Below are 13,718 nucleotides of genomic sequence, written 5' to 3' on the forward strand. Positions count from 1 at the left end.
AGCGATGACGTCACACGCGCTTCGCGAGAGCTTCGATATCGTCCATTGTCAAAAGGCTGATTGCCTGGGCTTCCTTGTCTATCCTGCCGACCATCGGGCCCAGGACCTTGCCGCCCAATTCCACGAATTGCTCGATCCCCGATGCACGCATGGCCTGCACGCTTTCACGCCAGCGCACACGCCCTGTCACCTGTTGCACCAGCAAATCGCGTTCTTCGCCAGGGTCAGTCACCTGCGCTGCCGTGACATTGGCGTAAACTGGCAAGGTGAAGCTGCCGGGGGCTGTCTCTTCCAGCGCCTCGGCCATTGCATCGGCGGCCGGTTGCATCAACGAGCAGTGGAAAGGCGCAGAAACCGGCAAAGGTATGCCGCGCTTGATCCCGTGTTCTTTCACCAACGCAACAGCACGTTCGATCGCGCCCTTGTGGCCGGAGATCACAACCTGGGTCGGGTCGTTGTCGTTGGCGATATCACACACTTCGCCTTCAGCTGCCGCTGCTGCCAGCGCGGTTGCCTTCTCGATATCGGCGCCAAGAAGAGCCGCCATGGCCCCTTCACCCACTGGCACAGCCGCCTGCATCGCTTGCCCGCGCAGCTTGAGCAGCCTTGCCGTATCGGCAAGCGAGAATGCCCCCACCGCGCACAGGGCGGTATATTCGCCCAGCGAGTGACCGGCGACGCAATCGCCCTTATCTGTCAGCGAGACCCCGAAATCCTGCTCCAGCACGCGCAGGGTGGCGATGGCGTTCGCCATGATGGCGGGTTGTGCATTCTCGGTCAGCGTCAGGTCCGCCTCCGGCCCGTCCCGCATGATGCTGCTCAAAGTCTGGCTCAGTGCGTCATCGACTTCCTCGAATACCGCGCGAGCGGCGGTGCTGGCATCGGCCAGTTCGGCACCCATGCCGACCTTCTGGCTGCCCTGCCCGGGAAAGATAAATGCGCGCATTGGTAATCTCCTGTCTTGCAGGTGCGATTATGAGGCCTGCGGCGGACTCGCAACCCCGAACGGAACGACATGGTTATCTACCGTGTGGCCGACCTTCGCCCGCCCCAGATAGGGAATGCCGGCCCGGTCACACCAGAATTTGGCGATCTCCTCCGGTGTCTGACCGAATTCGCGATCATTCTCAGGTACGGCTGTTACCGCCCCCAGCCGGAGGCCAGCGATGCGTGGCAAAGTATTGGCAAGGCTGAAGAACAGGCGGTCGATTGCATAGAGATGTTCGCTCACCTCTTCGACCATCACGATATGGCCAGAAAGATCGGGCAGCAGCGGGGTATCAACCAGCATTGCCAGCGTAATGAGATTGAAAGCCACGGTCGGCGTCTTGCCATCAATCGACGGCTCCACCCCACCGGCATCCCCCGAAAACCAATTAAGCACGCGGCGCAGCGCGACCTTGCCCCTTTCACTGCGCGCGCTCACCGGCATAGACCCGTGAACGGGCTGCCCAATTCCGTGGCGATAGAGAGCTGCGAGCATGTAGCCCATGTCCGAATAGCCGACATAGGTCTTCTCTCGGGCAGCGTCATTCATACGCGCTACCGCCGCTTCGGCGATGCGATTGGAGCCATAGCCGCCCTTGGCAAACCACACCGCGTCATACTCCGGATGGTTCGCGCATTCGACCAAGGCATCCAGCCTCGTCAGATCATCGCCTGCGTAATGGGCGTGTCGAGCGAAGCATTGGTCGTGAAACCAGACCGAATGCTGGGGATATTCTGCTGCGACAAATTCTTCCATGGCAGCTGCATGGTCGCGGGTAATGGCGGTGGCCGGTGCACAGATAGCGATGCGGGTCATGACACCGGTCTAGCACCCGCTTCACAAATCGCCACTCCCCGCGTAGGCGCGTCCACATGAGCGAATTGCCTGACCCCACTGCCGACCTGACTGCACGCCCTTGGTTCTTTTGCGGGATTGGCGGGTCTGGAATGCAGCCCCTCGCCGCCATTCTGAAAGGCCGCGGCGCACAGGTGGCCGGATCGGACCGAAGCTTTGACCAAGGCAGAACGCCGGAGAAGTTTGCAGCACTGGAGCGGCAGGGCTTCCAGCTTTTCCCCCAGGACGGCAGCGGCATCACCATGCCGGAACAAGTCCTGGTGGCCAGTGCAGCTGTAGAAGACACTGTGCCAGAAATGGTCCGCGCGAAAGAGCTGGGCATTCCGCGCCTCACCCGTGCCGACCTGAATGCCGCCCTGTTCAACTCGGCCAAGGCCGGTGTTGCCATTGCCGGGACCAGTGGCAAATCAACGGTCACCGGAATGCTAGGCTGGATCTTGCATCACGCGGGGCGCGCACCGACGATCATGAACGGCGCGGTGATGAAAAATTTCGTCAGCGAAGACCGGCCCTTCGCCAGCGCCGTCATCGGCGGGGATGACCTCTACGTTTCCGAAGTCGACGAAAGCGACGGCTCGATCGCATTTTACCGCCCACGCGTCGGCGTGTTGCTCAATGTCAGCCTTGACCACAAGAGCATGGAAGAACTGCGCGAATTGTTCGGCAATTACCTCGCAGTTTCGAAGACCAGCGTCATCAATGCCGACAATGCAGAAGCCATGGCCCTTGCTGGGAATGCGGGAGACCTGATTACCTTCGGGATCGACAATCCCGACGCGACGATCACGATTGCAGCGAATTCGATTGCGGCCGGGCCGACCCGTCAGGCAGCGATGGTCGTCGACAGTCGCGATGACGGGCGGCATTCGCTGGTTCTCAACATGCCCGGCAAGCACAACCTGTCTAACGCAGTAGCTGCCATCGCGGGCGCCAATGCAGCGGGTGTGCCGGTGGCCGATGCTGTGGCCGCCCTGGCGCAATTCAGCGGTCTCGCTCGCCGTTTCGACGTGGTCGGAACCAGCAGTTCCGGCGTGACAGTGATCGACGATTTCGGCCATAATCCTGAAAAATGTGCAGCAACCTTGCGCACTCTGAAGTCCCATCCCGGGCGTGTTTTCGCCTTCTTCCAGCCCCATGGATACGGGCCGCTGCGCCAAATGGGCGAAGAACTGGCGCAAACCTTTGCGCGTGAACTCGGCCCGGATGATCTGACGCTACTGTGCGACCCGGTCTATTTCGGGGGCACCGTTGATCGTAGCGAAGGCAGCGAACGGATTGTTGATCTGATTGCCAGCAACGGACACACGAGCGGGCCAAAGGCTCTCCACATCAACACGCGTGATGGGTGCGGGGATTTTCTGGTCGCGAATGCCAAAAGGGGCGACCGGATCGTTGTTATGGGGGCACGTGATGATACTCTGAGCGAGTTCGCCAATGGACTACTTAAGCAGCTCCAGACTTAGGCCGCTAGCCGCCACCTTCCGCCCTGCCTCCTTCGGTTTTATCCTGCGATCCAGGCTTCTCATCAGCAATCTTACTTTCGATCTTATCTTGCTTCTCGGCCGCCGCCTTATTCAATATTCCCTTCATTCCAAGAAAAGAGCAAATATTTGCATGTTCTCTAATCAGGGATTGAGCCTCATAAAAGGTCGAAGCGTTTTTCTTGCCCGACTTCAATTCCGCCCGAAACAGCGATTGCTGGGCCTGCACTAGAGATTTGGCATTCGCAAGATCAGGCCCAACCACAAAGGCTTCGTCGTAATTACGCCAAGCGCTATCGCCTAGACCAAAGCCCGCTGCGATACCGGTGACAACATTCTCACCAGCATTCGCCAATCCCAAAATCGTGCTGAGCGCAGTACCTGTATCATTCCATAGGGCGCGGCCATACTGGCGGCGGCGTTGGGATTCATCGGCGTCTTCAAAAAACATGTCGCAGTATTCGTCAGAAAGAGCGAGGCCTGCAAATAAGTACTCGGCAACCGCATCTGCCTCGGTTGGCGTCTGGTTGCCAATTGCTTGGGAAACGCTTGTCCCAGCGTCTTGTCCGCCTGTCCCAGCGTCTTGTCCGCTTGTCCCAGTTTTTTTTCCGCAGAGGACGTCAACGTTCGCTCGATCAGCAATATTCAAGCGGTTGAGCTGATTTGTATCAATGTTCCAGTCATCAAATTTTCTTGGAAGACAGAGCAGGAGAGCATAATTTCTCGCAATTATTGGGTTTATTCCAACACTCTTGGTATTGACCGGTTGTACGAACACGCGATCAGGGTTTTTCATAGTCCCCAACGCCGAACTCAATCTCTGTGACGACTGACAACCGCCGGAAATTAAAGCGATTAGAACAACAAGAAATCCAAATTTCATAGTAATACGCCCCCCACACTTCATAGGGAGCACAAATGTATGTCATTTGTCAAACTACATAAAGCATTAGTACGAGTTATCTGGCCTGTTCATCGTTACATTGTTGAAGCTCCCGTTCCGCAGCCCGCTTATAAGCCTCGCGTGCAGTCAACCGCTCGCGATAGGCCCTGAGGGTTTCAGAAACGCCTTCATCCAGCCCCACGCTCTTCGCCAGGATCAAGGCGTAGCCGACACAGATATCGGCGACAGTGAAGCGGTCGGCGCACAGGAATTCACGCGTCTCCAGCCGTTGCTCGACTTTCACCAGACGCTTCCAGAACCACTTCGCATAGGCGAGACCGGCTTCCTCCCAACCCTTGTCCTTCTCGAACAGGGCAAAGCGCATATAGACGGTCTGCGGAAATGTGATCGTGGCATCGGCATGATAGGTGAAATCGAGATATTCGGCATAATCCGCTTCACCCGGTGCAATCGCGAGGTCCGTGTAGCCGGACCGCGTCGCCAGGTAATGCGCAATGGCGCAACTCTCGGTCATCCTGCTTTCGCCCTCAATCAGCAACGGGATGGTCCCGAGCGGATTGATTTCGAGATATTCCGGTGCCTTGTAGCGCGGCGGAAACGGAAGCATTTTCAGTTCGATATCGACGCCGGCCTCTTCGGCCGCCCAAGTAGCACGCAATCCGCGAGAGCGCGCACAGGTGTAAAGGACCGGGCGCATCAATGCTCCTCCGCTTTGTGCCCGACCCTGAAAACCTTATGGACGACGAAGACTATGATCGCCCCCAACACCAAGCCGACGACTGCGGATGCTGCGGCGTAGGTGATCCAGCCCAGAATGCCCCCCAGTGCACCCGTGGTGGTGCGGACCGCTTCTTCCAGGCCCATGCTTGCATCATACAAGCCATGAATGCCCAGCTCGTGCGTTCCGTGCAGAATGATCCCGCCCCCGACCCACAGCATGGCAATGGTGCCGACGACAGAGAGAAGCCACAGGATTTTCGGCATCGCCGACAGCAGGAACTGCCCGACTTTCCGCGCAGTGTCCCCCGGCTTTTCGAGCAAGTGCAGACCGATATCATCGAGCTTCACAATGATCGCAACGGCGCCATAAACAGCCACGGTCACGCCAATTCCGACGATCGCCAACACGGCCGCGCGCGTAAGAAGTGTTTCGGCCGAAACTTCATTGAGGGTAATCGCCATGATTTCGGCGGAGAGGATGAGGTCGGTCCGGATCGCGCCTGCCGTGCGCTGTTTTTCGAACTTCACAGGATCCTCGATGGGATCATCGATCGTCTTGCCGTGCTTCTCGCCGCCCAGCTTCTCGATGATCTTTTCGGCACCCTCATAGCTCAGATAGGCCCCGCCCAGCATGAGCAGGAAAATGATCACCCCCGGCAGGAATTCACTCAGAAGCAGAGCCCCGGGGAGCAGGATCAGCAACTTGTTCTTCAAACTGCCTTTGGTGATGTTCCAGATCAGCGGCAATTCGCGTGCCGGAGTCATCCCTGTCACATAGCTCGGCGTGACCGCAGCATCATCGATCACCACCCCGGCGGCCTTCGTTCCGGCCTTGGAGGCAGCGACGCCCACATCGTCAATCGACGCAGCCGCAGCCCGCGCGATAATCGATACATCATCCAGCAGTGCAGCTAGCCCACCTGGCATATTCTCGCCCTTTCCCTATTCGCGCCCCATATGCGGCCCCTTGCAGCCGCCTGTAAACGCCGCGATGGCAGCTTTGCACCCTTGCTTTTCACCGAGACCCCGCTATGTGCGCCCCTTCTCCGCTTCCGGCGGGGATTTTGAAGAAAGCCGGAGGGGCCCCGCAATCGTGCGGATCAGCCAGCGATCGGCATTACAGTGTGAAGGACAAGTGGTATGGCTCTGTATGAGCATATCTTCCTTGCGCGTCAGGATCTGAGCCAGGCTCAGGTAGACGCGCTGGCGGCAACAGCCACCGAAATCGTCGAGAAGAATGAAGGCAAGGTCACCAAGACGGAAACCTGGGGCCTCAAGAACCTCGCCTACAAGATTGACCGCAACCGCAAAGCGCATTTCGTGATGCTCAATATCGAGGGTCCGGGCGGCGTTGTGGCTGAGTTGGAGCGTCAGACGCGCATCAACGAAGACGTCATCCGTTACATGACCATCCGCGTGGAAGAGCACGAGGAAGGCCCAAGCGTGATGATGCGCAAGAATGACCGCGACAGCAAGAAGCGTCGCGACCGTGAGGAGCGCAGCTAATGGCACGTCCGTTTTTCCGCCGTCGCAAGTCCTGCCCGTTCTCGGGTGAAGGTGCGCCGAAGATCGATTACAAGGACGTTCGTCTGCTTCAGGGCTTCATGTCCGAGCGTGGCAAGATCGTTCCTTCCCGTATCACCGCCGTTTCGGCCAAGAAGCAGCGCGAACTCGCCAAGGCGATCAAGCGTTCACGCCATATCGGCCTGCTTCCGTACATCGTGAAGTAAGGGAGAAGACACATGGATATCATTCTCCTCCAGCGGATCGGCAATCTCGGCTCGATCGGTGACGTTGTCACTGTGAAAGACGGCTATGCCCGCAACTTCCTGCTCCCACAGAAGAAGGCCCTGCGCGCCAACGAAGCCAACAAGAAGGTTTTCGAAGCGAACCGCGAGCGTCTCGAGAAAGAGAACGCTGAGCGTCGTAGCGAAGCAGAGAAAGCTGGCGGCAAGGTTGACGGTGCAGAGGTCGTTCTGATCCGGGCGTCGTCGAATGCCGGCCAGCTCTATGGCTCTGTCAATGTGCGTGACATTGTTGCCGGCCTGGCCGAGCAAGGCCACGACATCGACAAGAAGCAGGTCATTCTGGGCAGCCCGATCAAGACGATCGGCATGCACGATGTGACCATCGCCCTGCACCCGGAAGTCGAAGTCATTGTGAAAGCCAACGTGGCGCGCAGTGAAGACGAAGCCGAACTGCAGAGCCAGGGTGTCGACGTTCTCGCCCAGCTGTTCGAAGAAGAGCAGAAGGAAATCGAGGAACAGGCCGATGCCAACCGCATCGACCCAACCCTCGAGCCCGGCGAAATTCCCGCTGAACTGCTCGAAGACGGCGCAACGGCTGCCGAAGAAGCTCCGGCTGAAGGCAGCGACGCCGAAGAGACCGCCGAAGACTGATCACCTGATCAATCCGGCTACGAAAAAGGGGCGCGGAGCTGAACGGCTTCGCGCCCCTTTTCCTTGGCCCTTTTCATTCCTGGCGGCGGGCCATTGCATTGTATTGTCGCAATTGCGCGTTACATGCGGCTGCATATGGAAAAAATAGACACGATTCTGGCGGAATTGGTCCGCCTTCACGACGAGGCTACCCAACGCCTTCGCAAAGACATCCTGGCCTTCGCCCGCGAGGGCAAATTGCCTTCCAAGACTCGCCGTAGCGATGGCAGCTATGCTTATCCCGAAATGCGCGTCACCTATCGCGGTGGCCCTCCGTTGACCGATCAGGGCCGCGCCTTTGGCCGCCTGAACGATAGCGGTACCTATGCCACCACGATTACGCGCCCTGCCCTGTTTGCCGACTATCTGCGCGAACAGCTGGAGCTGATCCAGGAAGATCACGAGGTCGAATTCGAAATCCGCCCGTCACGTCAGGAAATCCCGTTTCCTTATGTGCTCGACGGGGAAGCCGGGGCCGAGCTGGCCGGCGTATCTCCGCAGGAAATCGCGCGCCACTTCCCGCACACCGACCTCGCCGATATCGGTGACGAGCTGGCCGACGGGATCGAGTTGGATGATCCCGACGATGTCATCCCGCTTTCGCTGTTTGACGGGCTGCGCACCGACTTCAGCCTGGCCCGCCTGGCACATTACACTGGCACCGACGTCGAACACTTCCAGCGCTTTATCCTGTTCACCAACTATCACCGCTATGTCGATGAATTCGTTGACTGGGCAGCATCGCAACTGGGTGAGAACGGCTATACCGCACTGGCCGGCGCAGGCGGCTTGCTGATCGAAGAAAAGACCGAGAATGCGCGTGAGCAGCTCTCGGACACGGCATGGCGCAAGCACCAGATGCCGGCCTATCACCTGGTCGGGAATGACCGGTGCGGGATTACCCTCGTCAATATCGGCGTCGGCCCGTCCAACGCCAAAACGATCTGCGATCACCTGGCAGTATTGCGACCGGAAGCTTGGTTGATGATCGGCCATTGCGGCGGACTGCGCGGCACCCAGAAGATCGGCGACTATGTGCTGGCCCACGCCTATCTGCGCGATGACCACGTGCTCGATCCGCTCCTCCCGCCAGAAATCCCGCTGCCCGCCATTGCCGAGGTGCAACAGGCCCTGACCAACGCCGCCGTAACTGTGAGTGGCGAAGGCGGTGCTGACCTGAAGAAGCGTATGCGCACCGGCACTGTCGTCACTACTGACGATCGCAATTGGGAACTGCGCTATTCCACCTCGGCAAAGCGCCTGTCGCTGAGCCGTGCCGTCGGCATCGACATGGAAAGTGCCACCATCGCCGCACAGGGATACCGCTTCCGGGTGCCCTACGGCACGCTCTTGTGTGTCAGCGACAAACCACTGCATGGCGAAATCAAACTGCCGGGCCAGGCCAACAAGTTCTATGAAGAGGCTATCGCCGCCCATTTGCAGATCGGCGTGACCGCCTGCGGCCTTATGCGCGAAGAAGGTAATCGTTTGCACAGCCGCAAACTGCGCGCCTTTAACGAACCGCCGTTTAGGTAGGGCACGGCTTTTCAATCCAGAACCACCGTCGCCCCGGACTTGATCCGGGGGACCTCTGCCTTTCGGCCCCGTACCAAGCCCGAACATGCAGGACCCTGACTCGTGGGCCGGGGTGACGTGGGGAGGTTTGTTGGGTAGCGTTTCTCCCAAACAGGAGACCAACATGACCGCACCCAACCGTTCGCGTTCCATCGCCGGACGTGTCGCCATCATCACCGGGGCCGCCAGCGGCATGGGCCGCGCGACGGCGAAACTCTTCGCTGCCGAGGGTGCGCATGTTGCAGTGACTGATCTGGACCTCGCCGCTTGCGAGACAGTGGCAGCGGAGTGCGGTGCAAACGCGCGAGCCTATGCCCTCAATGTCTCGGACAAGAATGCGATCGCGCGGATTGTGGCGCAAATCGCGGAAGACATCGGCGGGATCGATATCTTGGTCAACAATGCGGGCATCTCGCGCCATGCCGCGCTCGATGGCGGCGAGGACTACGAAGACATCTGGCACAGCGCCCTGGCGGTGATGCTAACCGCGCACCAGCGCATGGTTCGCGCAGCCCTGCCCCACCTGCGCCAGAGCGACGCCGCGCGGATCGTCAATATCGCCAGCACAGAAGGCCTCGGCGCGACTCCCGGCCTGACGCCCTATGTCGCGGCCAAGACCGGGGTGACGGGCCTGACCCGCGGCCTCGCAGTCGACCTCGGCCCGGAAGGCATCACCGTCAATTGCATCTGCCCCGGCCCCATCAATACCGGCATGACCGCGCGCATCGCGGACGAACACAAGACCATCTACGCCAAGCGCCGTACCGCCCTCAAACGCTACGGCGAGCCGGAGGAAGTCGCGCATATGACGCTGTCGCTGGTGCTCCCTGCTGCAAGCTACATCACCGGCGCGGTGATCCCGGTGGATGGCGGGCTGATGGCGCGTAATGCTTGAGCGCTAATTCATCCCAAGAGACCTAGCATAGCGATAATTTCGTCAAGGTAGAGAATGACGAAAAGCAATATGGCCTGGTTCGCAAAAGGGATCATCGCGATGCTCCAGAACAGCGTCTGCCAGATCGACCCTGTGACGAGGAAGACAAGGGCAATGGACAGGAAAACGGAGATGTAGAGATCGACAATGATTTGTCGGCCCCAGTATTTGTCCCAGATCTCGCGCACGCTTTTCACGAAATTTTCGTATCGCATACAGTGCCACGAATAAGCTAGGAAGCCGAGCCACACGGCGATGAGGACAACTTTTGCGAAGCCAACTGGCCCAGAAAGAGCAAATTGCCGGTCGTCCCAGCTTATCGCAATGGCGACGGCCACCCAGACGGCGAACACGGCCCACGGGATCAACCCATCCGCGCGCAATTCTCTTTTTTTCATGTCCCTCTCCCTTAGCAATCAGCCCCTCGGCGTGTCACCCCTGCCCCTTCGTCTTCGTCTTGCCCGCCTTCGCGTTGGCCGCGATGTAGTCGATGATCTGCCCGGCAATATCCTTTTCGGTCGCTTTCTCGATACCTTCCAGACCCGGCGACGAGTTCACCTCCATGATCACCGGGCCGTGATTGCTGCGCAGCATGTCGACGCCGCACACATTCAGCCCCATGTGCTTTGCCGCGCGGACGGCGGTGGAGCGTTCTTCCGGAGTGATCTTGATCAGCTGCGCGCTGCCGCCGCGGTGGAGGTTGCTGCGAAAATCGTCGGCCGCGCCCGTGCGTTTCATCGCCGCGACCACTTTGCCGCCAACCACGAGCGCGCGGATATCCGTGCCGCCCGCTTCCTTGATGAACTCCTGCACCAAGATGTTGACGTTCGCCCCGCGAAACGCCTCGATCACGGACTTCGCGCTGCTCATCGTTTCAGCCAGAACCACGCCGATGCCCTGTGTGCCTTCCAGCAGCTTGATCACCACCGGCGGGCCGTTGACCGCCTTGATGATCTCCTCCGCCGCCTTGGGATCGTTGGCATAGGCTGTCAGCGGCAGGCCGAGCCCGTGCTTCGCGAGGATCTGCATGCTGCGCAGCTTGTCCCGGCTGCGCCCGATGGCAACGCTTTCATTGAGGGGCCACACACCCGCCATCTCGAACTGGCGAAGCACCGCGAGACCATAATTGGTGATCGAGGCGCCGATACGCGGGATGACCGCCTCATACCCGCTGATCGTTTCGCCATTGTAGGTGATCGTCGGGCGGTGACTGGCGATGTTCACAGTGCAGCGGGTGGTGTTGAGGATGTCGAGCGTGTGCCCGCGCTCGTTGGCCGCCTCCACCAGTCGCTGGTGCGAATAGAGGTTGGGATTGCGGGCGAGCATTGCGATTTTCATGCGAGGGGTCCTGTCTCTCGGCCTTAAGGCTTGTGGCCGACCTTGGTTTTTCGTTCGGGGGTCTGCAGCCATGAATGGCCGGAATCGACGACAAAACGGCGACGCAGCGAAGAGCGGCCTATCAGCATCGGGAACTTCATATCGCTACGGTCTGCCAGGCTGATCTCGGCCCGGAATTCGATATCGCCGATCCGCATCGGGGTCTTGATGACATAGCGTCTTTGCGTCTCGCCGTTGGAACTCGTGATGCCGCGCACATCGACATGCACCGCCTCGCACAAGACGCGCTGATCGAGGTCTTGGAAATCGACGGCAAAGCGGACGAACTTCTCGCCTTCGCGTTCGAATTCCTCGATCACATGGCCATGCAGCGAGCTGGTGCGTGCTCCGGTATCGATCTTGGCCGGTATCGGCGGCAGGCCAAGCCCGGGCAAATGCACGAGCTCGCGCCAGCCGACGGCCGGAAGCCCAGGCTTATTCGCCATCATCTTCCGTTTCAGTAGAGGCAGGCGCAAGAATCGCCAGCCCGTCGCCATCTTCACCTACGGAGAAACGCCGCAAGACTTCGCCGCTCGCATAGTCGACTTCAGCAACAGTATTGGTGCCCGTTTCGGCGGCGTAAATACGCTCGCCATCAGCGGACCAGATGATCGTGACCTGGAAGCGCTGCTCGGCCTGGTCAGGGCCGCCAATGGCGATCGATCGAGACAGTTCGCCACTTTCGAGATCAATCACGCTCAGCCCTCCATCCTGAAGATCGGATGTGATTGCCACGTCGCCTTGGGGCCGGATCGCCAGCCGGAGCGGGAACCGGCCGGTGTCGAGCCTTTGGCGCACTTCCAGCGTGGCCGGATCAAGCTCGAACGCCTCATTCGAACCGCGCGCAGAGACCCATAGCGCAGAGCCGTCTGGCGTCAGCGCGATGCCTTCCGGCTCCGATCCCATCGCGACCGACAATGGCGCGCGGCGGGTTTTCAGATCGACCCGAGTGACCGTTCCCGACTGCATATCTACCGTCCAGGCCTGATTGCCGTTTTCCGCGACGGCGAGCATATGGCTGCCATCCTTACCGGTGGCATATTCGAACACGCCCGGCTCGTTTGCCATCGGGTCTTCGACCCAGAACATCGATTTGCGACCTTCCGCCGTCGCATACAGATCGCCATTGGCATGCCACACCAGCCCGTGGGGCCGTGCACCGTCGCCCAATTCGATCGATTTGACCGCGCTTAGATCAGCAGTGTTGAAGATCGACAGCGACGACCCGCCATAGCAACCCACCGCCACGTATTGGCCGTCAGGAGAGACGGACAATTCATGCGGGGTCGTACAGCTATCGACCCGCTTGACCTCCGCGCCCGTAGCAAGATCAACTTTGGAGAGTGTATCCTCCCCCTTGTTCGTCACAAACAGGGCCTGCCCGGCCATGTCAGCGTTCGCGACCACAGGCGGTGGCGGCAGGTCTGCTGCGGCCGGAGAGCAGGCGAAAAGCGCGAACGGTGCAAATGCGAGGGTGGCGATGGCTGGAGCCGATATCCGGAAGCTGTTCATGACCCACCCCTATCAGCATCTCTGGACGCAGTGAAAGTAGCTTTATCCATGCTATGAAAATTCCCGTCGTCGATAGATAATATCAATGACGTCGCGTCTGTGAAATCTATTGGCCCTGATCACGGACTCTCCCTATTTGCCTCGCATGCGGACCGGGCCCCTCTGGCGCTTGGCCATTCAGGCTGGCGTGATGTCGGACCGCATCGGCAATTGTCGAGAACGGGTCCGTCATACCCCCTTTTCTAGACGAAAGCCGATAAAGCAATTGCGGCTGCGCCAATATGCGGTCGCTCAAGAGTTTTGAGAGGTATTATCATGAAGAAGTTCGTCACCGCAGCCGCGCTGGGTCTCAGCGCTGTCGCTCTTGCCGCGTGCAGCGAAACCGCCACCACCGAAAGCGCAACCGCCGAAGCTGGCGCAACCGCAATCACCGCCGAAGAAGTCACTGCCGCACAGCAGGGCTGGGGCGAAGGTATCGTCAACATCGGCTCGGTCTTCACTGCCGACGGTGACTTCCGCCAGGCCGCGACCGACCACATCAACACCTTCTATGGCTATGAAGATGGCATGGAAATCCTGTTCAAGCCCACCCTGGCTGCCGAAGACCAGTTCCGTGGCACCTTCGATGAAGCCCTGAGCTATTTCGTCGGCACCGAGGGCACTGAAGATGGCGGCTTTGCCATCGCGCCTTACACCGCCGTACGCTGGGAAAATGAAGGCACCATCCTGGATGGCGACAGCGCCATGGCGATGGGCAATTATTACTTCACCGGCACCGACGGTAACGAGACCAAAGTCGAGTACACCTTCGGCTACACCAAGAATGACGACGGTGACCTGGTCATCAACCTGCACCACAGCTCGCTGCCGTTCAGCGCGAACTGAGCGCGGTCGCAATCCTATTGTTCCGCCTTGCGCGGACAGAAAAGCCCCC

16 protein-coding genes are annotated in these 13,718 nt (G+C 59.4%); 7 read left to right on the plus strand and 9 right to left on the minus strand.

Going from position 1 to position 13,718, the window contains the following annotated elements; genetic code table 11:
* Positions 1-10: 10 nt before the first annotated feature.
* Positions 11-946, minus strand: a complete 936-nt coding sequence (gene fabD / locus ABD653_RS03695) for an ACP S-malonyltransferase (protein ID WP_160779917.1) — start codon at positions 944-946, stop codon at positions 11-13.
* A 27-nt stretch (positions 947-973) separates the two neighbouring features.
* Positions 974-1,804 carry an LD-carboxypeptidase gene (locus ABD653_RS03700; RefSeq protein ID WP_160779918.1) on the minus strand — a complete coding sequence of 277 codons (831 nt, stop codon included), beginning with the start codon at positions 1,802-1,804 and terminating at the stop codon, positions 974-976.
* Between the two features lie 56 nt (positions 1,805-1,860).
* Between ABD653_RS03700 and ABD653_RS03705 the strand changes: the two genes are divergently transcribed.
* Complete coding sequence (locus tag ABD653_RS03705; RefSeq protein WP_160779919.1) at positions 1,861-3,306, plus strand: glutamate ligase domain-containing protein; 1,446 nt, start codon at positions 1,861-1,863, stop codon at positions 3,304-3,306.
* 4 nt (positions 3,307-3,310) lie between these two features.
* On the opposite strand, the gene ABD653_RS03710 is transcribed toward ABD653_RS03705, so the two are convergent.
* The 3 genes from ABD653_RS03710 to ABD653_RS03720 form a co-directional block, all read right to left on the minus strand.
* Positions 3,311-4,207 (minus strand): hypothetical protein, encoded by an 897-nt coding sequence (locus ABD653_RS03710; RefSeq protein ID WP_160779920.1) that lies wholly within the window; start codon positions 4,205-4,207, stop codon positions 3,311-3,313.
* Positions 4,208-4,283: 76 nt separating this feature from the next.
* Complete coding sequence (locus ABD653_RS03715; RefSeq protein ID WP_325065407.1) at positions 4,284-4,925, minus strand: glutathione S-transferase family protein; 642 nt, start codon at positions 4,923-4,925, stop codon at positions 4,284-4,286.
* A complete protein-coding gene (locus tag ABD653_RS03720; RefSeq protein WP_160779922.1) occupies positions 4,925-5,875 on the minus strand; it encodes a DUF808 domain-containing protein in 951 nt (316 codons plus the stop codon). The genes ABD653_RS03715 and ABD653_RS03720 overlap by 1 nt, the downstream gene beginning before the upstream one ends.
* 213 nt (positions 5,876-6,088) lie before the next feature.
* On the opposite strand from ABD653_RS03720, the gene rpsF reads away from it, so the two are divergent.
* The 5 genes from rpsF to ABD653_RS03745 all read left to right on the plus strand — a co-directional run bounded on the left by rpsF (position 6,089) and on the right by ABD653_RS03745 (position 9,856).
* A complete protein-coding gene (rpsF, locus tag ABD653_RS03725) occupies positions 6,089-6,454 on the plus strand; it encodes a 30S ribosomal protein S6 (RefSeq protein ID WP_160779923.1) in 366 nt (121 codons plus the stop codon).
* Entirely contained in the window at positions 6,454-6,678 is a 225-nt protein-coding gene (gene rpsR, locus ABD653_RS03730) for a 30S ribosomal protein S18 (protein ID WP_160779924.1), read from the plus strand. Before rpsF ends, rpsR begins: the two co-directional genes overlap by 1 nt.
* Before the next feature lie 12 nt (positions 6,679-6,690).
* A complete protein-coding gene (gene rplI / locus ABD653_RS03735; RefSeq protein ID WP_160779925.1) occupies positions 6,691-7,347 on the plus strand; it encodes a 50S ribosomal protein L9 in 657 nt (218 codons plus the stop codon).
* 135 nt (positions 7,348-7,482) lie between these two features.
* Entirely contained in the window at positions 7,483-8,922 is a 1,440-nt protein-coding gene (locus ABD653_RS03740) for an AMP nucleosidase (RefSeq protein ID WP_160779926.1), read from the plus strand.
* 163 nt (positions 8,923-9,085) lie between these two features.
* Complete coding sequence (locus ABD653_RS03745; protein WP_160779927.1) at positions 9,086-9,856, plus strand: SDR family NAD(P)-dependent oxidoreductase; 771 nt, start codon at positions 9,086-9,088, stop codon at positions 9,854-9,856.
* Between the two features lie 8 nt (positions 9,857-9,864).
* On the opposite strand, the gene ABD653_RS03750 is transcribed toward ABD653_RS03745, so the two are convergent.
* From ABD653_RS03750 to ABD653_RS03765, 4 genes are read right to left on the minus strand one after another with little or no spacing between them, the layout of a single operon-like run.
* Complete coding sequence (locus ABD653_RS03750) at positions 9,865-10,293, minus strand: hypothetical protein (protein ID WP_160779928.1); 429 nt, start codon at positions 10,291-10,293, stop codon at positions 9,865-9,867.
* A 34-nt stretch (positions 10,294-10,327) separates the two neighbouring features.
* The gene (gene rimK / locus ABD653_RS03755; protein WP_160779929.1) at positions 10,328-11,233 is read right to left on the minus strand and encodes a 30S ribosomal protein S6--L-glutamate ligase; all 906 of its coding nucleotides are present in this window, start codon (positions 11,231-11,233) and stop codon (positions 10,328-10,330) included.
* Between the two features lie 23 nt (positions 11,234-11,256).
* Entirely contained in the window at positions 11,257-11,721 is a 465-nt protein-coding gene (locus ABD653_RS03760) for an ATP-dependent zinc protease family protein (RefSeq protein WP_344705277.1), read from the minus strand.
* Positions 11,708-12,784, minus strand: coding sequence for a YncE family protein (locus ABD653_RS03765; RefSeq protein ID WP_160779931.1), 1,077 nt, complete (start codon positions 12,782-12,784; stop codon positions 11,708-11,710). The genes ABD653_RS03760 and ABD653_RS03765 overlap by 14 nt, the downstream gene beginning before the upstream one ends.
* 315 nt (positions 12,785-13,099) lie before the next feature.
* Between ABD653_RS03765 and ABD653_RS03770 the strand changes: the two genes are divergently transcribed.
* Positions 13,100-13,669 carry a phosphoribosyl-AMP cyclohydrolase gene (locus ABD653_RS03770; RefSeq protein ID WP_160779932.1) on the plus strand — a complete coding sequence of 190 codons (570 nt, stop codon included), beginning with the start codon at positions 13,100-13,102 and terminating at the stop codon, positions 13,667-13,669.
* Positions 13,670-13,718 lie beyond the last annotated feature (49 nt).

This window comes from Parerythrobacter jejuensis, assembly GCF_039536765.1.
GTDB lineage: Bacteria > Pseudomonadota > Alphaproteobacteria > Sphingomonadales > Sphingomonadaceae > Parerythrobacter > Parerythrobacter jejuensis.

Bases quoted from the DNA above. Each gene is read 5' to 3' on its own strand.
- fabD (WP_160779917.1), bottom strand. From the start codon at position 946: ATGCGCGCATTTATCTTTCCCGGGCAGGGCAGCCAGAAGGTCGGCATG.
- ABD653_RS03700 (WP_160779918.1), bottom strand. From the start codon at position 1,804: ATGACCCGCATCGCTATCTGTGCACCGGCCACCGCCATTACCCGCGAC.
- ABD653_RS03705 (WP_160779919.1), top strand. From the start codon at position 1,861: ATGAGCGAATTGCCTGACCCCACTGCCGACCTGACTGCACGCCCTTGG.
- ABD653_RS03710 (WP_160779920.1), bottom strand. From the start codon at position 4,207: ATGAAATTTGGATTTCTTGTTGTTCTAATCGCTTTAATTTCCGGCGGT.
- ABD653_RS03715 (WP_325065407.1), bottom strand. From the start codon at position 4,925: ATGCGCCCGGTCCTTTACACCTGTGCGCGCTCTCGCGGATTGCGTGCT.
- ABD653_RS03720 (WP_160779922.1), bottom strand. From the start codon at position 5,875: ATGCCAGGTGGGCTAGCTGCACTGCTGGATGATGTATCGATTATCGCG.
- rpsF (WP_160779923.1), top strand. From the start codon at position 6,089: ATGGCTCTGTATGAGCATATCTTCCTTGCGCGTCAGGATCTGAGCCAG.
- rpsR (WP_160779924.1), top strand. From the start codon at position 6,454: ATGGCACGTCCGTTTTTCCGCCGTCGCAAGTCCTGCCCGTTCTCGGGT.
- rplI (WP_160779925.1), top strand. From the start codon at position 6,691: ATGGATATCATTCTCCTCCAGCGGATCGGCAATCTCGGCTCGATCGGT.
- ABD653_RS03740 (WP_160779926.1), top strand. From the start codon at position 7,483: ATGGAAAAAATAGACACGATTCTGGCGGAATTGGTCCGCCTTCACGAC.
- ABD653_RS03745 (WP_160779927.1), top strand. From the start codon at position 9,086: ATGACCGCACCCAACCGTTCGCGTTCCATCGCCGGACGTGTCGCCATC.
- ABD653_RS03750 (WP_160779928.1), bottom strand. From the start codon at position 10,293: ATGAAAAAAAGAGAATTGCGCGCGGATGGGTTGATCCCGTGGGCCGTG.
- rimK (WP_160779929.1), bottom strand. From the start codon at position 11,233: ATGAAAATCGCAATGCTCGCCCGCAATCCCAACCTCTATTCGCACCAG.
- ABD653_RS03760 (WP_344705277.1), bottom strand. From the start codon at position 11,721: ATGATGGCGAATAAGCCTGGGCTTCCGGCCGTCGGCTGGCGCGAGCTC.
- ABD653_RS03765 (WP_160779931.1), bottom strand. From the start codon at position 12,784: ATGAACAGCTTCCGGATATCGGCTCCAGCCATCGCCACCCTCGCATTT.
- ABD653_RS03770 (WP_160779932.1), top strand. From the start codon at position 13,100: ATGAAGAAGTTCGTCACCGCAGCCGCGCTGGGTCTCAGCGCTGTCGCT.